The sequence below is a fragment of the Marinospirillum sp. genome (assembly GCF_014859565.1).
In genome coordinates, this window is sequence record NZ_JACUUA010000005.1 from 1 (window position 1) to 26,153 (window position 26,153).

At 51.7% G+C, this 26,153-nt stretch carries 23 protein-coding genes and 4 tRNA genes; 17 read left to right on the forward strand and 10 right to left on the reverse strand.

Annotated features, from left to right (window positions below):
- Positions 1-19 precede the first annotated feature (19 nt).
- The 4 genes from proB to rplU all read right to left on the reverse strand — a co-directional run bounded on the left by proB (position 20) and on the right by rplU (position 3,100).
- Positions 20-1,150 (reverse strand): glutamate 5-kinase, encoded by a 1,131-nt coding sequence (proB, locus tag IBX50_RS01590; protein WP_292252809.1) that lies wholly within the window; start codon positions 1,148-1,150, stop codon positions 20-22.
- Positions 1,151-1,185: 35 nt separating this feature from the next.
- The gene (gene cgtA / locus IBX50_RS01595; RefSeq protein ID WP_292252811.1) at positions 1,186-2,385 is read right to left on the reverse strand and encodes an Obg family GTPase CgtA; all 1,200 of its coding nucleotides are present in this window, start codon (positions 2,383-2,385) and stop codon (positions 1,186-1,188) included.
- Between the two features lie 115 nt (positions 2,386-2,500).
- Positions 2,501-2,758: a 50S ribosomal protein L27 gene (rpmA, locus tag IBX50_RS01600; protein ID WP_292252812.1), complete on the reverse strand. Its 258-nt coding sequence runs from the start codon at positions 2,756-2,758 to the stop codon at positions 2,501-2,503.
- 30 nt (positions 2,759-2,788) lie between these two features.
- Entirely contained in the window at positions 2,789-3,100 is a 312-nt protein-coding gene (gene rplU / locus IBX50_RS01605) for a 50S ribosomal protein L21 (protein ID WP_292252814.1), read from the reverse strand.
- A gap of 255 nt (positions 3,101-3,355) precedes the next feature.
- Here rplU and IBX50_RS01610 point away from each other — a divergent pair, with 255 nt between their 5' ends.
- Together IBX50_RS01610 and IBX50_RS01615 are read left to right on the forward strand one after the other, a co-directional pair.
- The gene (locus IBX50_RS01610) at positions 3,356-4,330 is read left to right on the forward strand and encodes a polyprenyl synthetase family protein (protein ID WP_292252816.1); all 975 of its coding nucleotides are present in this window, start codon (positions 3,356-3,358) and stop codon (positions 4,328-4,330) included.
- Between the two features lie 110 nt (positions 4,331-4,440).
- The gene (locus IBX50_RS01615; RefSeq protein ID WP_292252817.1) at positions 4,441-6,177 is read left to right on the forward strand and encodes an EAL domain-containing protein; all 1,737 of its coding nucleotides are present in this window, start codon (positions 4,441-4,443) and stop codon (positions 6,175-6,177) included.
- On the opposite strand, the gene IBX50_RS01620 is transcribed toward IBX50_RS01615, so the two are convergent.
- Together IBX50_RS01620 and IBX50_RS01625 are read right to left on the reverse strand one after the other, a co-directional pair.
- On the reverse strand, positions 6,174-7,388 hold the full coding sequence (locus IBX50_RS01620) for a CaiB/BaiF CoA-transferase family protein (protein WP_292252818.1): 1,215 nt from the start codon (positions 7,386-7,388) through the stop codon (positions 6,174-6,176). The genes IBX50_RS01615 and IBX50_RS01620 overlap by 4 nt on opposite strands.
- Position 7,389: 1 nt before the next feature.
- Positions 7,390-8,568 carry an acyl-CoA dehydrogenase gene (locus tag IBX50_RS01625; RefSeq protein ID WP_292252820.1) on the reverse strand — a complete coding sequence of 393 codons (1,179 nt, stop codon included), beginning with the start codon at positions 8,566-8,568 and terminating at the stop codon, positions 7,390-7,392.
- 192 nt (positions 8,569-8,760) lie between these two features.
- Here IBX50_RS01625 and IBX50_RS01630 point away from each other — a divergent pair, with 192 nt between their 5' ends.
- The 3 genes from IBX50_RS01630 to IBX50_RS01640 are packed head-to-tail and all read left to right on the forward strand — an operon-like array spanning position 8,761 to position 12,249.
- On the forward strand, positions 8,761-9,723 hold the full coding sequence (locus IBX50_RS01630; RefSeq protein WP_292252821.1) for a TAXI family TRAP transporter solute-binding subunit: 963 nt from the start codon (positions 8,761-8,763) through the stop codon (positions 9,721-9,723).
- A gap of 15 nt (positions 9,724-9,738) precedes the next feature.
- Positions 9,739-10,215 (forward strand): DUF1850 domain-containing protein, encoded by a 477-nt coding sequence (locus IBX50_RS01635; protein WP_292252822.1) that lies wholly within the window; start codon positions 9,739-9,741, stop codon positions 10,213-10,215.
- Between the two features lie 30 nt (positions 10,216-10,245).
- A complete protein-coding gene (locus tag IBX50_RS01640; RefSeq protein ID WP_292252823.1) occupies positions 10,246-12,249 on the forward strand; it encodes a TRAP transporter fused permease subunit in 2,004 nt (667 codons plus the stop codon).
- A gap of 8 nt (positions 12,250-12,257) precedes the next feature.
- On the opposite strand, the gene IBX50_RS01645 is transcribed toward IBX50_RS01640, so the two are convergent.
- Positions 12,258-12,803 (reverse strand): hypothetical protein, encoded by a 546-nt coding sequence (locus tag IBX50_RS01645; protein WP_292252824.1) that lies wholly within the window; start codon positions 12,801-12,803, stop codon positions 12,258-12,260.
- 154 nt (positions 12,804-12,957) lie between these two features.
- On the opposite strand from IBX50_RS01645, the gene IBX50_RS01650 reads away from it, so the two are divergent.
- Positions 12,958-13,731 (forward strand): FCD domain-containing protein, encoded by a 774-nt coding sequence (locus IBX50_RS01650; protein ID WP_292252825.1) that lies wholly within the window; start codon positions 12,958-12,960, stop codon positions 13,729-13,731.
- Here IBX50_RS01650 and IBX50_RS01655 read toward each other — a convergent pair whose 3' ends face one another.
- The 3 genes from IBX50_RS01655 to IBX50_RS01665 form a co-directional block, all read right to left on the reverse strand.
- A complete protein-coding gene (locus tag IBX50_RS01655; protein WP_292252826.1) occupies positions 13,732-15,744 on the reverse strand; it encodes a diguanylate cyclase in 2,013 nt (670 codons plus the stop codon).
- A 117-nt stretch (positions 15,745-15,861) separates the two neighbouring features.
- Entirely contained in the window at positions 15,862-18,924 is a 3,063-nt protein-coding gene (locus IBX50_RS01660) for an efflux RND transporter permease subunit (RefSeq protein WP_292252828.1), read from the reverse strand.
- 9 nt (positions 18,925-18,933) lie between these two features.
- A complete protein-coding gene (locus tag IBX50_RS01665; protein WP_292252830.1) occupies positions 18,934-19,989 on the reverse strand; it encodes an efflux RND transporter periplasmic adaptor subunit in 1,056 nt (351 codons plus the stop codon).
- A 229-nt stretch (positions 19,990-20,218) separates the two neighbouring features.
- Between IBX50_RS01665 and IBX50_RS01670 the strand changes: the two genes are divergently transcribed.
- The 11 genes from IBX50_RS01670 (at position 20,219) to rplA (ending at position 26,130) form a co-directional block, all read left to right on the forward strand.
- On the forward strand, positions 20,219-21,529 hold the full coding sequence (locus IBX50_RS01670; RefSeq protein ID WP_292252831.1) for a TolC family outer membrane protein: 1,311 nt from the start codon (positions 20,219-20,221) through the stop codon (positions 21,527-21,529).
- A gap of 154 nt (positions 21,530-21,683) precedes the next feature.
- Positions 21,684-22,655 carry a biotin--[acetyl-CoA-carboxylase] ligase gene (locus IBX50_RS01675; protein WP_292252832.1) on the forward strand — a complete coding sequence of 324 codons (972 nt, stop codon included), beginning with the start codon at positions 21,684-21,686 and terminating at the stop codon, positions 22,653-22,655.
- On the forward strand, positions 22,652-23,440 hold the full coding sequence (locus IBX50_RS01680; RefSeq protein WP_292252833.1) for a type III pantothenate kinase: 789 nt from the start codon (positions 22,652-22,654) through the stop codon (positions 23,438-23,440). Before IBX50_RS01675 ends, IBX50_RS01680 begins: the two co-directional genes overlap by 4 nt.
- A gap of 112 nt (positions 23,441-23,552) precedes the next feature.
- Positions 23,553-23,636 (forward strand) — tRNA-Tyr (locus IBX50_RS01685).
- A 14-nt stretch (positions 23,637-23,650) separates the two neighbouring features.
- Positions 23,651-23,724: transfer RNA gene (locus IBX50_RS01690), tRNA-Gly, on the forward strand.
- Positions 23,725-23,730: 6 nt separating this feature from the next.
- Positions 23,731-23,805, forward strand: a tRNA-Thr gene (locus IBX50_RS01695).
- Between the two features lie 63 nt (positions 23,806-23,868).
- Positions 23,869-23,944 (forward strand) — tRNA-Trp (locus IBX50_RS01700).
- A gap of 64 nt (positions 23,945-24,008) precedes the next feature.
- Entirely contained in the window at positions 24,009-24,377 is a 369-nt protein-coding gene (gene secE, locus IBX50_RS01705) for a preprotein translocase subunit SecE (RefSeq protein WP_292252834.1), read from the forward strand.
- 9 nt (positions 24,378-24,386) lie between these two features.
- On the forward strand, positions 24,387-24,920 hold the full coding sequence (gene nusG / locus IBX50_RS01710; protein WP_292252835.1) for a transcription termination/antitermination protein NusG: 534 nt from the start codon (positions 24,387-24,389) through the stop codon (positions 24,918-24,920).
- An 82-nt stretch (positions 24,921-25,002) separates the two neighbouring features.
- Positions 25,003-25,434 carry a 50S ribosomal protein L11 gene (rplK, locus tag IBX50_RS01715; protein ID WP_292252837.1) on the forward strand — a complete coding sequence of 144 codons (432 nt, stop codon included), beginning with the start codon at positions 25,003-25,005 and terminating at the stop codon, positions 25,432-25,434.
- The gene (gene rplA, locus IBX50_RS01720; RefSeq protein ID WP_292252838.1) at positions 25,435-26,130 is read left to right on the forward strand and encodes a 50S ribosomal protein L1; all 696 of its coding nucleotides are present in this window, start codon (positions 25,435-25,437) and stop codon (positions 26,128-26,130) included.
- The last annotated feature ends 23 nt before the right edge of the window (positions 26,131-26,153 follow it).

A 26,153-nucleotide genomic window follows, 5' to 3' on the forward strand; every position in this document is an offset into this window, starting at 1 on the left:
TTGGGCTGGTTGTTGCTCATCAGACCACCACCAGGTTATCGCGGTGGATGAGTTCCGGGGTTTCGATGTAACCGAGGATTTTTTCGATCTGGCTGCTGGCTTGTCCGGCCAGTAGGCGAGCTTCTTCGGAGGAGTAGTTTACTAATCCTTTAGCCAGGGCGCGTTCGCTTTCATCCACACACACCACCAGTTCACCGCGCAGGAATTTGCCGCGTACTTCTTTCACACCCACAGGCAACAGGCTTTTGCCCTGTTGTTGCAGGGCGTTGCTGGCACCGGCATCCAGTACCAGTACCCCTTTTTCCTGCAGGTGACCAGCCAGCCAGCGTTTGCGGGCGGTGATGGGTTCATCTTCTGGCAGTAGCAGGGTGCCGAGGTTTTCACCATCGAATAAACGGGTGAGCGCCTGTTCAGTGCGACCACCCAGAATCACGGTGCGGGCACCGGAGCGCGCAGCAAGGCGTGCGGCGCGTACTTTGGTGAACATGCCACCGCGACCCAGTGCACCACCATCACCAGCTACTGCCAATAGTTCGGGATCTTGTGAGCGGCCTTCGGAGATCAGGCGGGCATCGGCTTTTTTGCGAGGGTCGGCATCAAACAGGCCAGGCTGGTCGGTCAGCAGGATCAGGGTGTCGGCTTCCAGTAGGTTGGTCACCAGCGCACCTAAGGTGTCGTTGTCACCAAAACGGATTTCGTCGGTGACCACGGTATCGTTTTCATTGATGATGGGGACAACATCCAGATCCACCAGGGTGCGCAAAGCGCTGCGAGCATTGAGGTAACGCTTGCGATTGGAGAGGTCGTCGTGAGTCAGCAGAATCTGAGCACTTTTGATGCCGTGTTTTTTGAACGCGGATTCCCAGGTCTGGATCAGCCCCATTTGCCCAACGGCTGCTGCTGCCTGTAATTCATGGATGCTTTTCGGGCGTTGTTTCCAACCCAGGCGCACCATGCCTTCTGCTACTGAACCGGAGGTCACCAGCAGCAGTTCACGCCCCTGTTCTCTCAGTTTTGCCATTTGTGCCACCCAGCCCTCGATGGCATTAACATCCAGCCCCTGTCCGTCATTGGTGAGCAGGGCGCTGCCGATTTTTACAACCATGCGGCGGCTTTGGGTCAGGCGTTGGCGTTCAGTAGTCAGCGGCATGATGCTGTTTGTTCACTCACTGCGTAGAGGTTGGGTTATTGCACGTATTCCACTTCGACGTCGTAATCATCGTCATCAAAATCATCATCGTCATCTTCAACATCGGAAGGTTTGCGTTTATGACGACGATTCAGCCAGGCTTCCACCCGTGCCACGGCTTCATCTTCCATGCGGCCACGAATTTGTTGTTCGGCTTCGGCGGCATCAGGATCAGCGGCTTCTTCAGCACGGCGTTCCTGCAGCCATTTCATGATGTCTTGGGTCAGGCGTTCGGTGCCTTTGTTGCTGATGGCGCTGATACGGAAGACCGGCCCTTGCCAGTTCAGTTCCTGAACGATGTGATCACAGGCGGCTTCAGCTTCTTCATCCGATAACAGATCCAGCTTGTTCAGCACCAGCCAGCGCGTCCGCTCGGACAGAGTCTGGCTGTAGGTGGACAGCTCTTTTTCGATGGTGCGTACAGAGGCCACCGGATCTGTTTCATCCATGGGTGCCACATCAACCACGTGCAACAGCAGGCGGCAACGAGTCAGGTGACGCAGGAATTTGAAACCCAGTCCGGTGCCTTCGGATGCCCCTTCGATCAGGCCGGGAATATCAGCCATCACAAAATGCTGGTGCAATCCCACTTTTACCACTCCAAGGTTGGGTACCAGGGTGGTGAAAGGGTAGTTGGCAACCTTGGGTTTGGCGGCAGAAACGGAGCGGATCAGCGTTGATTTGCCCGCGTTGGGCAGACCCAGCAGGCCAACATCCGCCATCACCTTGAGTTCCAGGTTCAGGTTGCGTTCTTCACCCACGGTGCCTTTGGTGGTTTGACGTGGCGCGCGGTTGGTGGAGGATTTAAAGTGAATGTTGCCCAGGCCACGTTGACCACCTTGAGCTACCAGCAGCAGTTGTCCGACTTCGGTGATATCACCGATGACTTCGAGGGTTTCTTCATCCACGATGGAGGTGCCAACCGGAACCTTGACGTATAAATCGTCACCGGCCTTGCCCGAACACTGACTGCCACGCCCAGATTCACCACTTTCGGCCTGATAACGCTTCTGAAAACGGAAGTCGATCAAGGTATTCAGGCTGTCGTCACCGATCAGGTAAACACTGCCGCCATGACCACCATCACCGCCATCCGGGCCGCCTTTGGGCACGTATTTTTCGCGGCGAAAACTCATGCAGCCATTGCCGCCTTTACCGGCAACCACGGTGATTCTTGCTTCATCTACAAATTGCATCTGGTGTTACCTCTGGGGTCAGAGGCCCCATGTAAAAAGGCCCCACCGGATGGCAGAGCCTTGTTTTAAGCCTTTTCGGGCTATCAGCACTTAAACGAGGGTTTAGGTGCTGAGATCAGGCAGGAACAACGCTCACAAAGCGACGATTGTTCGGGCCTTTCACTTCAAACTTAACAACGCCTTCAGCTTTGGCGAACAGGGTGTGATCCTTGCCCATACCAACATTAACACCAGCGTGGAACTTGGTGCCGCGCTGACGAATGATGATGTTGCCGCCTTGAACAACCTGGCCGCCAAACAGTTTAACGCCAAGGCGTTTACTTTCGGAATCGCGACCGTTACGCGTACTACCACCGGCTTTTTTATGTGCCATGACTCTTTACCTCAAAAAATGGTGGATGAATTAACCGGCGATACCGGTAATCTTGACTTCAGTGTACCACTGACGGTGACCCTGACGCTTCATGTGATGCTTGCGGCGACGGAACTTGATGATGCGGATTTTATCACCGCGACCATGGTCGATCACTTCGGCAGTGACTTTTGCGCCGGCAACCAGAGGTGCACCAACGTTGATTGTTTCGCCATCAGAGATCAGCAGAACTTCGTTGAATTCAACGGCTTCGCCAGTGGCGACTTCCAGTTTTTCCAGCTTCAGGGTCTGACCTTCTTTAACGCGGTATTGCTTACCACCGGTTTTAATTACTGCGTACATTTTTCTCTCCGCTTGCAAAATTTTATCTGGATCTGACAGGGCTGCTTGTACCTGTTATGAAGGGAGACGCTTTGGTAACCCTCGTGCAGGGAGCCGTCCAGATAAAAGGACGCGTGATTTTAGGGTAAAAGCCATTGCAAGACAAGATGCGAGCCGCAAAAATGCGGTATTCTGGCAGCTGTACAGGCTTGACTCTCTCCGGGTGGCTGCTAGGATGCGCCTTGTCCTTATTTATGTCATTTCAGGAATCCATCCATGCCGTCCGGTACCTTCTCTATTCATGCGGTTGTTGCTGATGATTTTGCAGCCGTTAACCAGCTGATTATCCGTGAATGCAGCTCACAGGTACCGCTGGTGGAAAAAATTGCCCACCATATCATTGATAGTGGTGGTAAACGTTTGCGCCCGTTGCTGGCTTTGCTGACCGCTCGTGCGCTGGGTTATCAGGGTGATAAACATCTGCTGCTGGCGGCGCTGATTGAATTTATGCACACCTCCACCCTGCTGCATGATGATGTGGTGGATGAGTCCAGCCTGCGCCGTGGCAAACCTACTGCCAACAGCCAGTGGAGCAACCAGTCCTGCGTGTTGGTGGGTGATTTCCTTTATTCCCGCTCTTTTGTGATGATGGTGCGGGTTGGTTCCATGGAAATTATGGATATCCTTGCCAAGGTGACCTGTGTACTGGCAGAGGGTGAAGTGATGCAGCTGACCAATGTACGCAATCCAAAAATCACTGAAGAGCAGTATCGTCAGGTGATATATGCCAAAACAGCTAAGCTGTTTGAAGGCGCAACCCAGACCGCAGCAGTGCTGGCTAAAGCAACACCGGAGCAGCAGGAAGCCCTGCGTGAATACGGTGCCCAGTTGGGTCTGGCATTCCAGCTGATTGATGATCTGCTGGATTATGAAGGTGATGCCGCCACCATGGGCAAAAACGTCGGTGATGATCTGGCAGAAGGCAAGCCCACCCTGCCTTTGATTTATGCCATGCAAAAGGGCACGGAAGAAGAGGCCTTGTTGATTCGTCAGGCGATCCGCAAAGGGGGGTTGGATCAATTGGATGCAGTGCTGGATATTGTCAGAAAAACCGGCGCACTGGATTACACCCGTGAACAGGCACGTATCTGTTCCGAGGCTGCCAAAACCTGCTTAGATGTTTTGCCCGCCTCTCCTTATAAAGAAACTCTATTGTTGCTGACCGATATGGCTTTGGGACGAAAGAGTTAACACTTTATTGCCAGAAGAACATAAAATTGTCATGGATCAGTTTTTGTTTTGGCTGCACATGACAAACTTTAACACTTTCTTTCCATCCTGAGGCCTCGGAGGGCAAAACCTTGCAATCCACGGATTACCATTTACACCTTCAGGACAGTTATCGTCTTTTCACTTCCATTGTTGAGCAGACCGCCGATCTGGTGCTGGTCACCAACACGGAGGGTATTATTATTTATGTGAACCCTGCATGGGAGTCCTGTACAGGTTATCAGCGTGACGAAGTGCTGGGTCAACGCCCATCCCTGCTCAGTTCCGGTCGCCATGACAAGGCTTTTTTTGCCCGTATCTGGCAACGCCTAGTCAGCGGTGAAAGTGCACAGGAGATCGTGATAAACGCTCGCCGCAACGGTGAGCTGTTTTATGAAGAAAAAACCCTGACACCGGTGCGAAACAAAACAGGTGAAACCGCTTACTTTGTCAGTATCGGCAAGGACATTACCCGCCAGTTGCAGCAGCAGGATCAGCTCACCTACCTGACTCATTATGATTCCCTCACCGATCTGCCCAATCGTCGTTTGTTGACCGAGCGACTGGAGCAGCGCCTGCAGTCTGCTCAGGCATCGGGAGAAAGTTTTGCATTGCTGGCGCTGGGATTGGATCGTTTTAAAAGCATCAATGAGAGTTTGGGTAATCGCCAGGGTGATGAATTGCTGAAACAAACCGGTGCCCGGCTGGTGGAGCTGCTGCCACGCGGTTGCTCCATTGCCCGTGCCAGTGGTGACGAGTTCTTGATTCTGCTGGATAACATCAAAAATGCTCGTGCAGCAGCTTATACCGCACACAAGATCATTCATGAACTGGAGCGACCTTTTGCGCTGCAGTCCATGGAAACCTATATCAGCGCCAGTATTGGCATCACCCTGTTTCCGCATGATGGAGAAACAGTGGATCAGTTGATGAATAACGCTGATATTGCGCTGCATCGTGCCAAACAGTCCGGCGGGCAGAACTATTGTTTTTTCACCGATGAGCTGACCCGGGATGCCATCAGCCGTTTCCAGATGGAAAACCAACTGCGTCAGGCTTTGTTGCATAAAGAGTTTTACATTGAATACCAGCCAAGGGTCAGTCTGTTGGATGGTAGCCTGCGCGGTGTGGAAGCACTAATTCGCTGGCAGCGCCCGGATGGCACCCGTGTTTCACCGGCTGAATTTATTCCCCAGTTGGAAGAAATGGGATTAATAACTTCGGTAGGTGAGTGGGTGTTGCACACGGCTTGTTTGCAGGTGAGTGAGTGGCAACAAGCAGGGCTCGAGCCTTTTAAAGTCTCTGTTAACCTGTCTGCCAAGCAGTTTCAGCAAGCTGACCTTTGTCATGTGGTTGGCAAATGCCTGGAGCATGCTCATCTGGATTCGGCATGGCTGGAGCTGGAAGTGACCGAAAGCCTGATGATTCAGGATCTGCAGGAAAGTGTAAAAATGCTGCAGAAGTTGCGTGACATGGGTATCAGCATTGCCATAGATGACTTTGGTGCCGGTTATTCATCCTTGGGTTACCTGAAGCACCTGCCGGTGAACACCTTAAAAATTGACAAGGGTTTTATTGATGATCTGGCCACCGATGTGGCCGATGCGGCGATAGTGCAGGCAGTCATCAATATGGCGCACCGCATGGGGTTGGAAGTCACCGCAGAAGGTGTGGAGCAGCCGGATCAGCTGGATCTGCTGATCAGTCTGGGTTGTGAAGAAGTGCAGGGTTTTTATCTGGCGCGTCCCATGTCGGCGGATGCGCTGGTGGATTGGATACTGGCACCAAAAAGTTACAGCCGCCATCTGCTGCCGATGGGGCTTTATTAACCCAGAACCCCTTTTTGCTTTAGCGTTTCCTGCTGCTCCCTGGTTAATCCCAGCAGTCGGCTGGTAACAGCCGTTGTGTGCTCACCTAACAGTGGCGGCGCACTTTCCGCATTCAGTGCCTGACCATCAAAACGTACCGGGTTGCTGACCAGTTTGACTTCACCTGCTTCCGGGTGGGGCAGGGTTAATGCCATGTTGCGGTGTTGAACCTGTGGGTCGGCAAACACTCGATCCAGGGTGTTGATGGGGCCACAAGGCACAGCAGCCGGTTCCAGTAATGCCAGCCATTCATCGGTGCTGTGGGTTTTTAACACCGGCTCCAGCAAGGGAATCAGTTCTGCTCGATGTTCCACTCGCAAACGGTTACTGCTGAAACGCGGATCTGCCACCAGCTCGGAGCAGCCGGCCAGCTTGCAAAAACGCTGGAACTGACCGTCATTACCCACTGCAAGAATGATGTAACCATCGGCGGAGGCAAAAGACTGGTAGGGCACAATGTTGGGGTGAGCATTGCCCAGACGTTGTGGCACCTTGCCGGAAGTCAGGTAATTCAGTGCCTGGTTGGCCAGCACGCCGACCTGAACATCCAGCAAAGACAGATCAATGTGAGTGCCAACCCCGGTTTGCTGGCGCTGATAGAGTGCTGCCAATATGGCGTTGCTGGCATACAGACCGGTGAAGATATCCGCAAAGGCCACACCAATTTTCATCGGGCCACCGCCGGGTTGATCATCCGGTTGGCCGGTCAGACTCATCAAACCACCCATGGCTTGGATCATGAAGTCATAACCGGCACGCTGGGCGTAGGGGCCATCCTGTCCAAAACCAGTGATGGAGCAATAGATCAGATCCGGTTTTTTTTGCTTTAGGCTGGTGTAATCCAATCCGTATTTTTTCAGGCCACCCACCTTGAAGTTCTCCACCAGTACATCACACTGCTCCAGCAACTGATGAATCAGTTGCTGGCCTTCCGGTTGAGCAATATCTATGGCAACCGACTGTTTGCCACGATTGGCGGACAGGTAATAGGCTGACTCTTGTGAACCATCCAGCCAGGGTGGCCCCCAGCTGCGGGTGTCATCACCGCTGCCGGGTTTTTCGATCTTGATCACTTCGGCACCCAGATCAGCAAGCTGCTGGGTGCACCAGGGGCCAGCCAGGATGCGAGACAGATCCAGCACCCGGATGCCTTGCAGGGGTTTTGTCGACATCTCAGAAAAACGCCTGAATATCGGTTTGAGCACGACCCAGAATCAGGGCGTGCACATCATGGGTGCCTTCGTAGGTGTTAACGGTTTCCAGGTTCACCATGTGACGGATCACGCCGTATTCATCGGAGATGCCGTTGCCACCGTGCATGTCACGCGCCAAACGGGCAATATCCAGTGACTTGCCGCAGTTGTTGCGCTTGATCAGTGAGACCATTTCTGGTGCCCAGTTGCCACTGTCCATCAGACGGCCGACTTGCAGCGCAGCTTGCAGACCCAGCGTGATTTCAGTCTGCATGTTGGCGAGTTTTAACTGGATTAACTGATTTGCTGCCAGCGGGCGACCAAACTGCTTACGATCCAGGGTGTATTGCCGTGCGGCATGCCAGCAGAATTCGGCTGCACCCAGTACACCCCAGGCAATACCATAACGAGCCTTGTTCAGGCAGCCAAACGGGCCTTTTAAGCCGGAGACATTCGGCAGCAGGTTTTCTTCCGGTACAAAGGCATTATCCAGCACAATTTCACCGGTAATGGAGGCACGCAGAGACACCTTGCCTTCAATCTTGGGGGTGCTGAAACCTTCAGTACCACGCTCAACAATAAAACCTTTGATCTGACCGTTATGGGCTTCAGATTTTGCCCAGACGATGGCAATGTCTGCAATCGGGCTGTTGGTGATCCACATTTTCTGACCGGTCAGCAGGTAACCGCCATCGGCTTTTTTGGCGCGGGTGAGCATGCCGCCGGGATCAGAACCAAAATCTGGCTCGGTCAGGCCAAAACAACCAATCATTTCCCCGCTGCCCAGCTTTGGCAGGTATTTTTGTTTCTGGGCTTCGCTGCCATAGGCTTCAATCGGGTACATCACCAGTGACGACTGCACACTCATGGCGGAGCGGTAACCGGAATCCACCCGCTCCACTTCGCGGGCAATCAGGCCGTAGGCTACATGCCCCATACCGGCACCACCGTATTCTTCCGCCACGGTGCAACCCAGCAGTCCCATTGCGCCCATTTCATTCATGATCTCGCGGTCAAAGTGTTCTTTACGAAATCCTTGCAGCACACGGGGCTGCAATTTGTCCTGGCAATAAGCCTGAGCGGCATCACGCACCTGACGTTCATCTTCGGTCAGTTGTTGTTCGAGCAGAAAAGGGTCTTGCCACTGAAAGGGGGTCATGATGTGTCCTCAAATTTTTAGGGTTGACCACAGGGGTTGATGGCTATAGATTTATTATAATAAATAGAAAAAAGCAAGTGATCGAAACCAAAAGTTGAAGGAGGTAGCCACAAACGGATTTATGCTCTAGTGTTTTCTGGAGCTTGTATGTCAGTTCGAAGCAGTCTAATAACAACAATTGGAGACAAAATCATGCGTCGATTGATCTCAGCACTATCTCTGTCCATGCTGCTGGCTGTACCAGCGGCACAGGCTCAGCAGACTCTTTCCATTGCCACAGGCGGCACGGGTGGTGTTTATTACCCTATAGGTGGCGGTCTGGGTGAAATGATCGGTCGCCACGTCCCCGGCTACACGGGTGTGGCAGAAGTGACCGGAGCCTCGGTTGAAAACATGGGGCTGATTCACCGTGAAGACTCGGATATTGCCATTGCACTGGCCGATTCGGTGTATCAGGGCTACCACGGCGAAGGCGCTTTCAAGGGTCGCAAAGTCGCTGATGCGCGGGCACTGGGTTCGGTTTATTCCAATGCGGTGCAGTTGGTGACTCTGAAGGATTCTGGTATCACTTCACTGAGTGACCTGAAAGGCAAACGTGTCTCTTTGGGTGCACCCGGTAGCGGTACAGAAGTCAATGCCCGTACCCTGCTGGAAGCCAATGGTATTAAGGCCAACGATATTCGTGCCCAGCGCCTGAACTTCAACGAAACAGCCGATGCACTGCGTGATGGTGATATTGATGCCGGTTTCTGGAGTGTTGGGCCACCCACCAGCTCCATCCTGAGTCTCGCCAACAGCCGCGATATTCATATCATCAGCCTGACCCCGCAGGAAATGCAAAAAGCCATGCAGGCAGAGCCGGTATTTGCTCCTTATACCCTGCGTGCCGGGCTGTATGAAGGAGTTAATCAACCCGTACAAACCGTTGGCATTCCCAATGTGCTGGTGGTGAATGCTGCCATGTCCGATGAGCTGGCTTACCAGATCACCAAAACCCTGTTTGAAAAGGTGGACGAACTGCGTGCCATTCACTCGGCTGCCAATGACACCACGGTTGAATTTAGCCTGACTTCCACACCTATCCCCTTGCATCCTGGAGCACTGCGTTATTACCAGGAAACCGGTGCAGAAATTCCTGCACGGCTGCGTCGTTAATCGGGATTGCTGTTAATGAACCGGCTGGCAGGCATTGCCCTGTTACTCTGCCTGTCTCCGGTTGTATCAGCATCCTCTTATCAATTGCAGGTGTGGGCCGGTCAACAGTTGTTGACCCGTCTGCAACTGCAGGATCAAGAGCGCTGGTGTCTGATCTGGAATCATTCAGTGGCTGGTTTTCCTGTTCAGGACTGTTTTCAGTTGCGTCAAGGTCAATGGATGCTGGATTCCAGCCATCAACCGGATTTTGCTGCCGGTCTGGGACACAGTGAAGGGCGAGGGCAGTTATTGAGTGACGGTGAAGGGGGTTACCTGATCCGTGATATGAATGTACCTATCCACAATAACCATCTGGTGCTGCGTATTGGCTCCATGGCGGTGAATCATCGTTTTTATTATCGGGATCAGTTGATTAGTCTGAGTCAGCTGGCTGCCGGTGAGCGGGTGGATATCCGGCTGATAAAAGATGGCAGGCTGAATAACAACAACTAACGGGCAAGCGATTCAGGAAGAGATGCACTTATGAGCAATAACATCACTCCCGCTGCAGAAGAGTTTGAAATTAAGCTGGATAGAAGTGGCCCGAAATGGGCTGTTGGATTGATTGCTTTGCTGGCAATTGGCCTGTCGTTATTTCAGCTCTACACCGCAGGCATCAATCCACTGGGTTTGTTCTACCAGCGCAGCATCCACCTGGCGGTGGTCATGATGCTGGCCTTTCTGATTTTCCCGCCTTTCCGAAGTGCTCGACGCGGTGTGTTGTTGTGGGGTGTGGATCTGGCATTTTTTGCAGCGGCAGCTTATTCGGGGTTTTATCTGGTGTACAACCTGGATGAGATTTTTGCCCGTGCCGGATTCTGGTCGCAGCAGGATATTCAGGTTGGCATCATGACTACACTGGTGTTGCTGGAAGCCAGCCGCAGAGCCGTGGGGCTGGGGTTGACAGTGATTGGTATTGTGGCGTTGTTGTATGCTTTTGCCGGGCCACGCGGTGAACTGCCCTGGCTGGGTGAATGGTTGCCGGGCATCCTGAATCATCGGGGTTATACATTGGATCGTGTGGCGGCACAGATGTATCTCGGGCAGGAAGGTGTTTTTGGTATTCCGTTGGGTGTGGCCGCCACTTTTGTTTTTATCTTTGTGCTTTTTGGTGCCTTTCTGGAAGTCACGGGAGCGGGCAAGTTTTTTATTGATCTGGCTTTTTCTGCTACCGGCAGACAGCGGGGTGGCCCAGCCAAGGCCGCGGTGATTGCTTCTGCCAGTATGGGCTCCATCTCGGGCAGCTCCATTGCCAATGTGGTGACCAGTGGTGCGTTTACCATTCCGCTGATGAAAAAGCTGGGTTATAAACCAGCACAGGCTGGAGGCATAGAAGCCGCAGCCAGTACCGGTGGGCAGATCATGCCACCCTTGATGGGTGCCGGGGCTTTTCTGATTGCTGAATATACCCGTGTTCCTTATATCGACATCATCAAGGTCAGTGTTTTTCCTGCCTTGTTGTATTTTGCGACTGTTTACTTGTTTGTACACATTATTGCCGTGAAGCAGGGCATGAAAGGCTTACCTGCCAGTGAGCTGCCGCAGCTGAAAGATGTGATGATGCGTGGCTGGTATTTTATTGCGCCACTCTTGTTGCTGGTGTTTCTGCTGGTCAGTGGTTATTCACCCATGCGGGTGGGTTTTTATGCGGTGATGAGTATTGTGGTGATTGCCGGTATCAATGGTTTATGGCGTGCCTGGCAACGTGGGCGAGTCACAGCAAATCTTGCCGGTGAGTTGAAAAAAACCAGCAAGGAGGGCCTGCGCCGTACACTACTGGGGTTGGAGCTGGGCGCACGTAATGCCGTGGCTGTTAGTGTGGCCTGTGGTGTGGCTGGTATTGTGGTGGCGGTGGTGGGTTTGACCGGACTGGGGCTGAAGTTCTCCTCCATGATGATTGCTTTTTCCGGCGGTAATCTGTTGCTGGCGGTATTACTGGTGGCGGTGGCCAGCCTGATTCTGGGGCTGGGTTTGCCGGTGACCGCCAGTTACATAGTGCTGATAGTGCTGGTAGGACCTGCATTGACTGCCGAGTTTGGTATTCCGATATTGGTGGCTCACTTGTTGGTGTTCTGGTACTCACAGGACTCAAATGTCACACCCCCTGTTGCTTTGGCGGCTTTTGCTGCGGCAGCTATTGCCGGCAGTAAAACCATGGAAACCAGTGTGCAGTCATGGAAGTTTGCTAAAGGGTTATATCTGATCCCGCTGTTTTTTGTGTTTAACCCAGAGCTGATTATTGGTGCACCCGTTGAGGTGTTGATCTGGAAGGGTGTGGCGTTAACACTTGGCTTGCTGGCCTTTGCAGCGGCGGTGGAGGGTTACTTGTTTACCTGGGTGTCCTTGTGGATGCGGGTGGTCTTTACGCTGGCAACCATTGCGGTGTTTTACCCGGTGCTACTGCTGGAAGTGATTGGTTGTGGTGTGATACTGCTGCTGGCAGGCATTAACCTGCTGCAGCAGCGCCGGGTTGCAGCAGCTGCTTGATCATGGAGTTATGCTTGTAACTGTTGCTGAGATGCCATGTCAGAGAGGATATCCTCGCGGCGCACCAGCAGCATTTTGTTAACACCATCGGTCAGTGCCAGATCAATATCAAACAGCGGAAAGGCAGTGGGCAAGCCACGAAGAATATCCATTATTGGTGTGCCTTCTTCAAATACACCAATGGGCAGTTTAACGGTGCGTCTGAGGCGACCCTTGGTTGCTTCCAGTTTATGGATAGTGGTCCAGGCCATTCCGAAGCGTTTTTCATCTTCACGCAGGGGGATTTCAATATGGGTGCGCTCACGCATGGCACGATCCATGGTGATGCCTTTAATTAGCTGGCCGGTCAGATGCAGAATGTTCTGGTCACGCAGGTAGTCAGCCAGTCCTTCCAGGTCATTTTCACTGCTGATAATTTTTTCTTTCACCAGTTCACGAACCTGTTTGGTGTCACCCCAGACGGGTGTCTTGAGGTAGTCCATCACTTCAAAAGTGGGCTTAAAAAGTTTGTCAAAACCTGAATAATACCCCAGGGTCATGTATTGTCGTTCCATGTAATGTCCTCCGGAAAGCGTTAAAATTAAAGTAAGTTGTAAAATCAAGCAAGGTTAAAAAGCTTCGATGACCGGAATTTTTGAATCTTCGCAAGATTTGGTACTAATCAGTATAATTCTTATCCATTGGTTTTTTATTCGGAACAGCATTGTTATGAGCAACCCCTTTCAGGGACTGGCTTCGCCCAGAAAAATGAAACGCTCCGACCAAATTGTGGAAGCAGTTAAACGCTGGGTGGTGGTTCGGGATATTCAGCCTGGAGACCGTCTACCCAACGAAAAAGAGCTGATGCAGCTGTTTGAATGCTCCAAGGGGACAGTACGTGAGGCGCTGAAATCACTGGAGGTTCAGGGGTTGATCACCCTTAAGACCGGCCCCAACGGTGGTGCCACTCTGGTGCAGGTGCCCTATCCCCTGGCCTCCCAGTTGTTGCGTAACTACCTGCATTTCCAGCATCCCCGTGGACCGGATATTTACCGTTTGCGCAAGCTGGTGGAGCCGGAGCTGGCCGCGCTGGTGGTGGATGATCTGACCGAGGCAGATCTGCAGCAACTGGAGCAGCTGACTGAACAATGCGCTCAGCCCCCGGCGGATCTGGAGCAACGGTTGGCGCAACGTATTGCCGAGCTGGATTTTCACTCGGTACTGGCTGAGCGCTGTAAGGATCCGTTGCTGGCATTTATTGGACGTTTTTTGAATGATCTGATCCGCGATCTGGTGATCTACAAAAAGGTGCAGCTGCCGGAGCAACTGGATTTTTCCCGCGAGAATCTTTTTTATCACCGTGAGCTGATCCTGGCCTATCGGCAGCGGGATCAACAACGTGTACGCCAGTTGATGGTTGAGCACATGGCTTCTGCCGAGCGCTTTAATATCGAGCTGGAAGGCCAGTTGAGCCGGGGATTGCTGTCATCGGAGGATGCCTGATTACGGGAAGTCATCTGCAGCTACTTCGGCGCGGTTACGTCCGGCATCTTTGGCACGATAGAGTGCCTGATCTGCACGCAGCAAGGGTTCATCCGGTATATGATCTTTGGTGGTCAGGCGACTGATTCCCAGGCTGATGGTGACGTTTAGTGAGCCCGCTGCTGTTGCAAAGGGTGTATCTGCAATGCTGCGACGCAGGCGTTCAGCAAATACTACTCCGCCCTGTTCATCGGTGCCCGGTAACAGCACAGAAAACTCCTCACCACCCAGCCGCCCGGCAAGATCAGTGATCCGCAGACAGCTACGAATGCGCACAGCCAGTTCTTGCAGCACCTCGTCACCCACTGCATGTCCCCAAGTGTCATTAACCAGTTTGAAGTGATCAATATCAAACATAACCACGGCGGCTTCTTCATTGTTTCGACGGCAACGATGTAACTCTTCGTTCAGCCTTTCCATAAAATATCGCCGGTTAGGTAGATCTGTCAGGCCGTCGGTACGTGCCAGATGGCTGAGGGCTTCTTGCTGTTGTTTGTGCAAAGAGACATCCCGATACACCCACAGGTGTCCGAGAAATTGTCCGTTGTGTTCAATTGCCACATAATCCCGTTCAAGAGTACGGCCATCTTTCAGATTCAGCTCTTCATTTAACAGTGGGGTGCGTTTTGCCAATAACTGTTCAGCACGACGAACAAAATCACTCTGTTCAACAAAATACTGGCTGGTTTGTTGCAACAGCAGCTGACTGGCTTTTCCGCTCAGTTTTTCAGGTTGTTGTTGTGGAGCAAACTCATGGCAGTATCTCTGATTGACTTGCAGTACCTTGCGATCTTCACTCTCCAGCAATACCGCAGCGTGGAAATGCTCAATAACTGCCATCATGCGATTATTGGAGTGGGCCAATTGGTCTCGGGTTTGAATTAACCGCTGTCGCAGACTGTGACCGGCCTGCTGCAGGATAAGCACCAGTGCCAATTGCACCAGCACCCAGATCAGCAAAGTACCTTGTGCCAGTTGCCACTGCGACTGTTGCAGGGATTGTTGCAGGGGGGTGATGTCTTGCCAGATCAGCACATGGGCATTGTGCCTTTCAGACAAGGGGTGCTCATATAGGGTATGGATAATCAGATAATGCTGATTATTAAGTTTCAGTTTTTGCCAGTGGTCAGAGTTCAGTAATAGTTCTTTGCAGGCAGCCAGTCCCAGCAGGATTTGGCTGACCTCTTCTCGGGAGCTGGCCTCCAGAAAATAGTCGCAACCATCAATGTGGTAAACCTCCTGACGGTAGCGCTCGTCAGTCAGGCTTTGTCGAACCTGCTCACGCTCCAGCAGAATGGCAAAACCACTGGAAAACTGCTCATCCAGCCGCTGCAGCTGAGTTTCAAAATTGGTGCCCAGCTCCAGTACTGCGGATTGGTAGGGTTGCATCAGTAAGGGTATGGCACCCCGGATACCGGAGGCATAACGACCAATTTCAAAACCGCTGGCAGCTTGCCCGGTGACATGAACCTGATCAATCAGTGGCCGGATACCGGTCAGATCATCACCATAGTGTTCTGGTGCATGAATTCGTAAAAAAGAGATATTACGCTGTTGTTGATCGGCAAAGTGCAGGTGCATCTGGCGGATATCCAGACTGCCCTGTAATTGATGCCAGGAAGGTTCCAGCTTGTACAGCAGCTGTTGCCGTAGTTGTTGTGTTGCCTCGCCACCCTTACCCTCACCTTCTTGTTGCCAGATGTTATAAGCCTTCTGAATGTCAGCATGTAATTCGTCATCCAGTACAATCAGACTAGCGAGTGCCAGCATTTGTTGTTGCAGGTTGTCAAAAGAGGTGGAGGCAGCGGTTCTTAATTCATCAGCCCGAATACTCAGCTGGTAATTAAAGTCTCTTTGCAGGAATTGCCAGTTAAAATATCCAACTAGCAGAAAAAAGACAGAAAGAAACGCTGCAGCCAGATACTGGACAAAATGACCCGTATAAAGGTTCTGATCATTCCGGGTATCCACCATCAGCGAGTGCTCCTGCACAGAGGTTATTACAATGATGCTAGCACGACTGATGGTATTTGTTGCAGGTTTTATTCCTGTTTCATCCGAAGTTGAAACAGGTGTTTAACAGCTTCTTAATCAATGATCTGCTTCTACCTTGTGAGGCAGAGTTCGGACAACATAACTGTAGACTGTAGGCACAACAAACAGCGTCAGGATGGTGCCAAAAGACATACCACCCACAATCACCCAGCCGATCTGTTGACGGCTTTCTGCCCCGGCACCTGTCGCCAGAGCCAGCGGCAAACAACCCAGAATCATAGCCAGCGAAGTCATCAGAATCGGGCGCAGACGCAGCACCGAAGCCTCAACCACGGCATCCATCATTGCCAGCCCCTGTTCACGCTGCTGGTTGGCAAATTCAGTGATCAGGATGCCGTTTTTGGTGATGATACCAATCAGGGCAATCAAGCCAATCTGGCTGTAAGCATTCAAAGTGCCACCAATCAACATGAGTGTCACCAGTGCACCCAGTATGGCCAGAGGCACGGTCAGCATGATCACCAGCGGTGCACGGAAACTTTCAAACTGCGCAGCCAGCACCAGATAAATAAACACCAGTGATAACAGGAAGGTCACCATCAAGGTGTTGCCGGAGTTCATGAACTCACGGGATGAACCGTCATAATCAAACAGAATGCCGGTGATGCCCATTTCCGCAGCGGTTTCTTCGGTCAGCTGGCGTACCCATTCCAGTGCATCACCCTGGCTTAAACCGGGTGTGAGGTTGGCTTGCAGGGTGACAGAACGCAGCTTGTTGAAGTGTTTTAGTTCCCGTGGTGCGACCTCTTCACGAATGGTGATCAGGTTGGATAAAGGCACCATTTCACCCGATTGGCTGCGCACATGAATAGAAGCCAGATCCTGAGGGGTGGCGCGATCAGCATCTTCCACCTTCACCACCACATCATACTGGCGACTGCCAACTGTGTAGCGGGTCACGGTACGGCCACCCAGCAGGGTTTCCAGACTGCGGGCAATCACATCCAGACCGATACCCAGACTGGCCGCCTTGTCACGATCCACATCCAGACGCAGTTCGGGTTTGTTGAGTTTCAGATCCACATCCGGATTGCTCAGTCGGCCATCGGCAAAAATCTTGCCCAGCACGGCATTGGCAAGACGATCCAGGTCAGCAAAATCCCCGGTGCTTTGAATCACCAGCTGCACCGGACGGGCAATCGGGCTTTGACCCAGCGAGGCAGGTAAAACCGGAAAAGCCATAATGCCGGGGATACCAGCAAACAAACGGGGTTGTATTTCTGCGGCAATGTCTTGAGCAGAGCGTTTACGCTCATCCCAGTCTTGCAGGCCAACAAAAGAAAGGATGTTGCTTTCGGTCGGGAACAGGCCGGTGATCACAAAATAACGCTCCACCTCCGGCACACTGGCAAATACTCCTTCCAGCTGTCGGCTGTACTTGTCCAGAAACTCAGTGGTGGAGCCTTCCGGTCCAACACCAAAACCCACCAGGGTGCCGCGATCTTCCATCGGAGCCAGTTCAGAAGTCAGGGCATTAAAAGCAAAATAAGTGCCGACCAGGCAAGCCAGCCCCAGCCCTAGCATCAGTGGGCGCACTTTCAGAGACAGCAGCAGCAGTGTACGGTAGCCGTTGTTCATTTTTTCCAGAATACGCTCACCAAAATAATAAAACTTGCCGTGATTTTCATGTTTTAACAGTCGTGAGCACATCATCGGTGACAGGGTGAGTGCCACAAAACCGGACACCACCACTGCCGCAGCCAGTGCCAGTGCAAACTCGGCAAACAGCTGTCCGGTACGCCCTTCAGTGAAGGCCAGGGGTACAAACACCGCCACCAGCGTGGTGGTCATAGCAATAATGGCAAAGGCTATTTCACGGGAGCCTTTAAAAGCGGCCTGAATGGGGTGCATCCCTTCCTCAACATGGCGATAGATGTTTTCCAGCATCACTATGGCATCATCCACCACCAGACCGATGGCCATCACCATTGCCAGCAGCGTCAGGGTGTTGATGGAAAAACCGAAGGCATACATAAAAATCATCGAGCCGATCAGGGATACCGGAATGGTCAGCATCGGGATCAAAGTGGCACGGAAGGAGCGCAGAAACAGGAAAATAACCAGTACCACCAGAAGTACCGCTTCTATGATGGTCTGGAATACTGCCTTGATGGAGCGATCGATAAAGATCGAAGAATCATAAGCGACATGCACTTGCATCCCTTCCGGCAGAATGCTTTCGATTTCCGGCAACTCGGCACGTACCAGTCTGGAAACATCCAGAGGGTTGGCAACGGCCTGTTTGACCACACCCAGTCCTACTGCTGTTTCACCCTTAAAGCGCACACTGCCACGCTCCATCTGCGGGGTGACAAAAACTCGTGCCACATCACCCAGACGCACCAGATAACCCTCATGCTGGCGCAGGATCACCTGTTCAAACTGATGGGGCTGGTTCAGACTGGTTTCTGCCAATACAGTAAATTCACGGGTTTCACTTTGCACCGTACCGGCAGGTACTTCCAGATTCTGCTGGCGCAAGGCGGCTTCAATATCCGCCGGGGTCATGCCATAAGCGGCCAGACGTGAGCGATCCAGAGCAATACGCATCGAATAACGTCGCTCACCAAAAATCCGTACTTCGGCAACACCATCCAGTGTTTGCAGTCGGTCTTTTACCAGTCGATCAGCCAGATCCGTCATATCCATGGTGGCATGGCGGTCACTGGTAAAAGAGAGGTACATAATTGGCTGAGCATCGGCCTCAACCTGAGCAATCACCGGCTCATCAATGTCGGCGGGTAGGCGACCACGAACACGACCCACACGGTCGCGCACATCACTGGCCGCAGCGGCGGCATCACGGTTCAGGTTGAAATTGACAGTGATCTGACTGCGTCCGGCACGGCTGGATGAAGTCATGTAATCAATACCTTCTATACCGGACAGAGAATCCTCCAGTACGTTGGTCACCTGAGATTCAATAATACTGGCGTTGGCACCCCCGTAAGTGGTGGTGACACTCACCGTAGGGACATCAATATTGGGGTATTCACGCACGGTCAGGCGATCAAAAGCAATCATGCCGACCAGCAGGATCAGCAGACTCATGACACTGGCAAGCACCGGGCGCTTGATGGAAATATCCGATAAAACCATGGTTAAGCCTCAGTTTCCGGTAGCAGGAGCAGGAGCAGGAAGATTAACGGGTGTTGCAGCGGAACCTGGGCGGAGTTTCATCTGACCGGCAGTCACTACTACATCACCGGAATTGATACCTTCAGTGATTTGTACCTGACCACGCATCCGGTGCCCCAGTGTGACCTGCACCTTCTCAGCAATACCATCCACCAGGCGGAAAACAAACTGGCTGCGACCTTCCGGCACCAGTGCTTCTTCAGGAACCAGCAGGGCATTTTCCACCCGATCCAGAATCAGGCGTACACGGGTGAACATCCCAGGCCGCAACACCCCTTCGGTATTATCCAGTCGTGCTTGTACCAGCAGACTACGACCACTGATATCCACCTGCGGCGCAAGGGTCATCACCTTGCCATTAAACTTTCGGCCAGCCAGAGCATCAACGGAGATTTCAATATCCTGGCCTTCAGCAACATCAGTGATCAGCACTTCGGGAATACGGAACTCCACCCGCATTGGGTTGTTGGCAAGCAACACGACCAAGGGCTGTCCTGGTGTGAGGTAATCACCGGGGCTGACATTACGAATACCCAGTACACCATCAAAAGGGGCAATGAGTGTCATTTTGGTCAGGCGTTCTTCAGCCAGTTTGACTTCAGCCTGATTGATCCGCAGGGTGGCACGGGCAGCATCACGCACATTGGCGCTGCCGGCATTACGAGATAAAAGATCTTCAGCACGCTGGAATTCGGTTTGTGCCAATTCAGCGCTGGCGCGAGCACGTTCCAGTTGTGCGCGTTCAATCGAGGCATCCAGAGTAAACAATCTGGCTCCTGCCTTAACGGACTGGCCGTCAGTAAAATGAATACTGCTCAGGCGACCGGCGGCCTCGGAGCTGATCAGGGTTTCTTCATCTGCCAGCAGCGAGCCAACCAGCTGGGTGTCCACTTCCAGCAGGCGAGGCTCAATGATGGCAGCTTCCACCGGCATGGCCGGACGCTGTGCCAGGGCTGAATGAGATGCCAGTAGCAAAGAAGCCAGTAGCAAAAGTGCCGTCAGCCAGAATACCTTCAAGCGATTCATTGTATAGCGCCTCGTTAATGATGGAATTTATATTAATTCGTGCTAATATGCTTTTGAGCATAATGTAGAGACCCAGAAGTGAACCGGATCAGAGAATAGACTGGCCGGTCTTACAGGAGTAGACTCTGCATTCTAAACCTAGTTGGCTGGTGAAAAAAGCCGAATACTGATTAAATGTTCTGATTGATTGTTTCAGTAACGGATTTTAGTGCTAGAGGAAATTGCCCCCATGTACTGTAAAACGTACCGCAAAACGTTTCTGGCCAGTGCGCTGGCTTTATTGATGGCACCGGCACTGCAGGCTGCCAACTTGATGCAGGTGTATCAGGATGCAGTGCAGCAGGATGCTGAGCTGGCTATAGAAAAGGCCAGGCTGCAGCAATCACGCGCACAGATCAGCCAAGCCAACTCGTTTTTGTTGCCACAAGTTGAGGCAGCAGGCACCTGGTCGCGGGTGGATATGGATGGGGCACCAGAAAGTACCACCAACCTGAATATGACACTGAGCGCCAGTCAGGCGCTGTTTCATGGTGAAGCCTGGTTTGCCCGCAAGGCTGTACAGCAGGGTTTCTCTGCTGCTGAAGCCCGTTACCGGGATGCTGAACAGAACCTGCTGTTAAGAGTCTCGGAAGCCTACTTTAATGTGTTACGTGCCGAAGATAATCTGCGTTCTTCTCAGGCAGAAGAACAAGCGATCAAGCGCCAGCTGGATCAAGCTCAGGAACAGTATGATGTGGGTCTGATTGCCATCACCAACGTACTCGAAGCCCGTGCAGCTTATGATGGTGCCCGCGCCATGCGTATTGCTGCTGAAGGGGCGCTGATGATCAGTTATGAAGATCTGGAACAGATCACCCGCCAGCGTTATGAACGGATTGATGTACTCCAGCCGGATTTGCCAGTGATTGCACCACAGCCTAATGATCGCCAGGCGTGGGTGGATCAGGCCTTACAAAGCAGTCTGGCATTACAATCCGCCAGAGCCGGTTTACGCGCCTCGGAAGAACAGTTAAAAGCCAGTCGTGCCCGTCATCTACCGACTGTGGCGTTGTTTGGAGAATATTCAAAAGACTCGGATCGCCTGAACAACTACGGTGGAGACAATCAGACGGTGTTAGGTGTACGAGGCAGCGTCCAGCTTTATGGTGGTGGTCGTACCAGTGCCCAGATTCGTGAAGGCAGTTTTGCTCTGGAAGAAGCGCGTTCCAGCGAAGAGCTGGCGCAGCGTCAGGTACTGCAACAGACCCGTAGCCTGTTCACCCAGGTGAATACCGATGTGCTGACAGTACAAGCCCGAGCGCTGGCTATTCGTTCTTCGGAAAGTGCGCTGGAAGCAACCCGCACAGGGTACGAAGTGGGAACCCGCAATATTGTGGATGTGCTGAATGCCGAGCGTGCACTCTGGGCTGCCCGCCGCGATTATGATGCCGCTCGTTATAATTATCTGGTCAACCAGCTGCGGTTGAAGCGTGCTGCTGGCACACTGGCTGAAAGTGATCTGCAAGAACTTAATCAGTGGTTGGTTAAAACATCCCGTTGATTGTTTTGACCTGTGAAGAGAACCCCGGCCTGACACGCTGGGGTTTTTGTTTTGTGCGTCAGGCATGGCGCGGGGAACCTAAAGTTTTTAAACAACCCTTTTTCGTTACAACTCATAGCCTAATCGCTAGAATACCTCCGATCAGGAGATTGCGATGAATTTATACCCTTTAATCAAGATATTGGCAGATGGCAGGTTTCATACTGGGACAGTTTTAGGTTCCATTCTAGGTATTTCTCGCACAGCCGTCTGGAAACAGGTGCGGCGGCTGTCAGTGTTAGGTCTTGAATACCAAATGGATAAGCCACGAGGTTACGCCTTGTTATCACCCCTGGATCTGCTGGACTCATCCACAATTCAATCACTTCTCAGCGATTCATCCCCTGCGCTAAAGGCAGAAACTATTCCAACGATTGATTCGACCAACATGGAGCTATTGCGCCGTGTTAATCAAGGTCTTTCTATTCATGGAACTTTGCTCACTGCTGAAATGCAAACTCTAGGCCGTGGTCGGCGTGGACGTGGATGGTTCAGTCCTTTTGCATCCTCTATCAGTATGTCTATTGGCTGGGACTTTGATGGCTCAGCCAACGAGCTACAAGGACTTAGCCTTGCCGTTGGTGTGGCCATTCAGAAGGCTTTGCAGGGTTTAAATATAGAAGGTGCAGGGCTTAAGTGGCCTAATGATATTTATACTGCTCAAGGTAAATTGGGCGGTATCTTGATTGAGATTACGGGTGATCTTGCTGGTCCATGCCAGTTGATTGTAGGTGTTGGTATTAATGTTGTCAGCAATTCTTTTGCGAATGAAGTAGACCAAGCTGTTGGTTTTATTGATCAATTGTCCACTGATGTGCCAACAAGAAGTCAAATAGTTGTCGCCTGTGCCGAGGAGGTGGTAAAGGTGCTTGAGCAGTTTCAGGTTAATGGATTCAGCTTCTGGCAGGATGAATGGAACAAACGGCATATCTGGGCAGGACAAGCTGCCAAAATTATTACGCAAAAAGGTGAAACAGCTGTTGTGCTTGGGGGGGTAAATGCCATGGGTGAGCTTGAAGTGGTTTATCCATCGGGTGAGCGAGCCTATATAAACTCTGGTGAGGTAAGTGTGAGGATTAATTCTTGATTCTTGATCTGGATATTGGCAATACACTGACCAAATGGCGCTTAAAACACATCACCGATAACCGGGTTGTTGATCGCGGTTCTATCTGGACAAGAGATCGTTGGGAGGATTCGGAAGAGATACCGGATTTTCGTGACATCAAGCTGATGCGTGTATCGAATGTTGCTGGCAAAGAAGTCTTGTCAGAGCTTGAGCGTATCTCCAGGCGATATAGAATACCACTGCATATTGCTCGCTCCACAGAGCGCTTTGCGGGCGTTAGGAACGGTTACAAAGAGCCCGCTAAGCTGGGTGTTGATCGTTGGCTGGGTGTGTTGGCGGGCTACCATGCAATGGGTGGTTGCTGTGTGGTGGATTGTGGCAGTGCTATCACCATTGATCTTGTGCTGGGTGGGGGAGAGCATCTGGGTGGTTATATTGCGCCAGGTGTACGCCTGATGAAAGAAAGCCTGAAGCTTGGAACACGGAATGTACCTGTTGATCCTGATGAAAACCACAAGGGTTTGATGACGCCGGGTACAACAACCCATGAGGCAGTCAGTCATGGTATCTATCTGGCTGCTATTGGCCAGATCAACCTGGCATATGAACAAATGGTGCGGCATCACCTGATCAAAATGCCAATGATATTAACGGGTGGTGATGCCCTACTGGTCTCTGGAGGGCTAGAGATAAAAGCACTTTGTTGGCCAGACATGGTGTATGCGGGACTTGAATTGATGTTTCCTGTAACGCAAGCGGAAAAAAAAGGCGACCTGACAGGTATGCCTTGTAAAGAATTATAAAAAAGGCCTTGCTCAGTAGTCTGTTAGCTGGTAAAGTTGCCGCCGTTGTTGAGGGAGAGCTAAAAAATCCTTTGACAACAACGACAAATCATCTAAAATTTGTCGCCTCGCTGGAGGGGTACCCGAGTGGTCAAAGGGAGCAGACTGTAAATCTGCCGCGCGAGCTTCGAAGGTTCGAATCCTTCTCCCTCCACCAGATTCTGCGGGCATGCGGGCATAGTTTAATGGTAGAACCTCAGCCTTCCAAGCTGATGACGCGGGTTCGATTCCCGCTGCCCGCTCCAGAATATGCTCATGTAGCTCAGGGGTAGAGCACACCCTTGGTAAGGGTGAGGTCGACGGTTCAAATCCGTCCATGAGCTCCACGATATTCGATTAGTATGCGGAGTCGTGTAGCAGGTGCAGTCAGCACCGGTGATGCCAGATACAGGCCAGTAGCTCAATTGGCAGAGCGGCGGTCTCCAAAACCGCAGGTTGGGGGTTCGATTCCCTCCTGGCCTGCCAATCTCCCTCAGATTGGTATTGATAATTTTCCATAAGTCGCTGCTGCAAGGAGTCAGTTTCTCTAATGAAAGCAAAAGCCGAAGCTCAGCCAGTTAGACTGGATGGTTTTAAGTGGGCGCTGGTCATTGCGCTGATTGCTGTGGCAGTAATTGGTAATATGTATTTCTCAGATTCGCCCCTCCTGTACAGGGTGGTTGGCGTTGTTTTGCTGTCTGTAGTAGCTGTGCTGGTTTTTCTGCAAACCTTAAAAGGTCAGAAGCTTATCGTTCTAGCCAAAGAGGCACGCACTGAAATTCGCAAAGTGATATGGCCTACGCGTCCTGAAACCATTCAGACAACTTTAATCGTGCTGGCAGCAGTGGCTATTGTTGCTTTCCTCTTGTGGCTGATTGATCTGATGCTCAGTTCTGCCATCAGAGGTCTGATTTACTAGGAGCATAAAATGGCCAAGCGCTGGTATGTTGTACATGCATATTCGGGTTTTGAAAAACAGGTCATGCGTTCACTGCTTGAGCGGGTAAAGCTCAAGGAGATGGAGGATCTGTTTGGTCAGATCCTTGTTCCCACTGAAGAAGTGGTCGAAATGCGCGATGGTAAAAAGCGCAAGAGCGAGCGTAAATTTTACCCAGGATATGTCCTGGTTGAGATGGAAATGAATGATGATAGCTGGCACCTGGTGAAAGAAACACCCAAGGTGCTTGGCTTTATTGGTGGTACGCCTGAAAAGCCTGCGCCAATCACAGCTCGTGAAGCAGATAGCATTCTGCAGCGTGTACAGGATGGCAGTGACAAGCCGCGTCCTCGCACGATGTTTGAGCCTGGTGAGGCTGTGCGTGTTCTGGATGGGCCTTTTGCTGACTTCAATGGTGTGGTTGAAGAAGTTAACTACGAAAAGAGCCGCGTTCAGGTTTCCGTGTTAATTTTTGGTCGTCCAACACCTGTTGAGCTTGAATTTGGTCAGGTAGAAAAAGACTAACTACCCGGCCTTGCAGTGACCGGTTTGCCGGTTGAATACTAAATGGGGAGCCGAAAGGCGTTAGAACCCACAGGAGTGAATCATGGCTAAGAAAGTACAGTCGTATATCAAGCTGCAAGTTGCAGCGGGTAAAGCGAACCCCAGTCCACCCGTTGGCCCTGCATTGGGTCAGCACGGTGTGAACATCATGGAGTTCTGTAAAGCGTTTAACGCAGCTACTTCTGAGATTGAAGTTGGCCTGCCGATTCCTGTTGTAATTACTGTTTACAGTGACCGCAGTTTTACCTTTATCACCAAAACTCCTCCTGCTTCTGTCCTGCTGAAAAAAGCTCTGGGACTGAAGTCTGGCTCTGCGGTGCCCAACAAGAACAAAGTTGGCAAAATCACCCGCGAGCAGTTGGAAGTAATTGCTACAACCAAACAGCCTGACTTGACTGCTGCGGACATGGATTCTGCTGTCCGTACAATCGCTGGTACTGCCCGTAGCATGGGTATTGATGTGGAGGGCGTGTAAATGGCCAAGTTAACCAAGCGTCAAAAGCTGATTGCAGAACAAGTTGATGCAACCAAAGCTTACAGTATTGAAGAAGCGGTTGCTCTGTTGAGTGGTCTGCCCGCAGTCAGGTTCAAAGAAACCATTGAAGTTGCTGTGAACCTGGGTGTTGATCCACGTAAATCTGATCAGGTTGTACGTGGCGCTACAGTTCTGCCTAACGGTACTGGTAACTCAGTGCGTGTGGCCGTATTTGCCCAAGGCGCTGCTGCTGAAGCTGCAAAAGCCGCTGGTGCTGATCTGGTAGGCATGGACGATCTGGCTGAGCAGGTCAAAAAAGGCGAAATGAATTTTGATGTGGTTATCGCTGCCCCTGATGCCATGCGTGTTGTAGGTATGCTGGGTCAGATTCTGGGTCCGCGTGGCCTGATGCCTAACCCAAAAGTAGGTACTGTAACCCCTGATGTTGCCACCGCAGTTAAAAATGCCAAGGCGGGTCAGGTACGTTTCCGTACTGATAAGAACGGTATTATTCATGCCGGTGTTGGCAAGATCGATTTTGCTGCTGATGCAATCCGCGGCAACATCGAAGCGTTGTTGGCTGATCTGAAAAAGCTCAAGCCATCTTCTTCAAAAGGTATTTATATGAAGAAGGTGACCCTGTCGAGCACCATGGGTCCTGGTCTGAATATTGATATTTCAAGCCTGACCCTGTAACAAACTTTGCGGTTATCAGTGAA

Bases quoted from the DNA above. Each gene is read 5' to 3' on its own strand.
- proB (WP_292252809.1), bottom strand. From the start codon at position 1,150: ATGCCGCTGACTACTGAACGCCAACGCCTGACCCAAAGCCGCCGCATG.
- cgtA (WP_292252811.1), bottom strand. From the start codon at position 2,385: ATGCAATTTGTAGATGAAGCAAGAATCACCGTGGTTGCCGGTAAAGGC.
- rpmA (WP_292252812.1), bottom strand. From the start codon at position 2,758: ATGGCACATAAAAAAGCCGGTGGTAGTACGCGTAACGGTCGCGATTCC.
- rplU (WP_292252814.1), bottom strand. From the start codon at position 3,100: ATGTACGCAGTAATTAAAACCGGTGGTAAGCAATACCGCGTTAAAGAA.
- IBX50_RS01610 (WP_292252816.1), top strand. From the start codon at position 3,356: ATGCCGTCCGGTACCTTCTCTATTCATGCGGTTGTTGCTGATGATTTT.
- IBX50_RS01620 (WP_292252818.1), bottom strand. From the start codon at position 7,388: ATGTCGACAAAACCCCTGCAAGGCATCCGGGTGCTGGATCTGTCTCGC.
- IBX50_RS01625 (WP_292252820.1), bottom strand. From the start codon at position 8,568: ATGACCCCCTTTCAGTGGCAAGACCCTTTTCTGCTCGAACAACAACTG.
- IBX50_RS01630 (WP_292252821.1), top strand. From the start codon at position 8,761: ATGCGTCGATTGATCTCAGCACTATCTCTGTCCATGCTGCTGGCTGTA.
- IBX50_RS01635 (WP_292252822.1), top strand. From the start codon at position 9,739: ATGAACCGGCTGGCAGGCATTGCCCTGTTACTCTGCCTGTCTCCGGTT.
- IBX50_RS01640 (WP_292252823.1), top strand. From the start codon at position 10,246: ATGAGCAATAACATCACTCCCGCTGCAGAAGAGTTTGAAATTAAGCTG.
- IBX50_RS01645 (WP_292252824.1), bottom strand. From the start codon at position 12,803: ATGGAACGACAATACATGACCCTGGGGTATTATTCAGGTTTTGACAAA.
- IBX50_RS01650 (WP_292252825.1), top strand. From the start codon at position 12,958: ATGAGCAACCCCTTTCAGGGACTGGCTTCGCCCAGAAAAATGAAACGC.
- IBX50_RS01655 (WP_292252826.1), bottom strand. From the start codon at position 15,744: ATGGTGGATACCCGGAATGATCAGAACCTTTATACGGGTCATTTTGTC.
- IBX50_RS01660 (WP_292252828.1), bottom strand. From the start codon at position 18,924: ATGGTTTTATCGGATATTTCCATCAAGCGCCCGGTGCTTGCCAGTGTC.
- IBX50_RS01665 (WP_292252830.1), bottom strand. From the start codon at position 19,989: ATGAATCGCTTGAAGGTATTCTGGCTGACGGCACTTTTGCTACTGGCT.
- IBX50_RS01670 (WP_292252831.1), top strand. From the start codon at position 20,219: ATGTACTGTAAAACGTACCGCAAAACGTTTCTGGCCAGTGCGCTGGCT.
- IBX50_RS01675 (WP_292252832.1), top strand. From the start codon at position 21,684: ATGAATTTATACCCTTTAATCAAGATATTGGCAGATGGCAGGTTTCAT.
- secE (WP_292252834.1), top strand. From the start codon at position 24,009: ATGAAAGCAAAAGCCGAAGCTCAGCCAGTTAGACTGGATGGTTTTAAG.
- nusG (WP_292252835.1), top strand. From the start codon at position 24,387: ATGGCCAAGCGCTGGTATGTTGTACATGCATATTCGGGTTTTGAAAAA.
- rplK (WP_292252837.1), top strand. From the start codon at position 25,003: ATGGCTAAGAAAGTACAGTCGTATATCAAGCTGCAAGTTGCAGCGGGT.
- rplA (WP_292252838.1), top strand. From the start codon at position 25,435: ATGGCCAAGTTAACCAAGCGTCAAAAGCTGATTGCAGAACAAGTTGAT.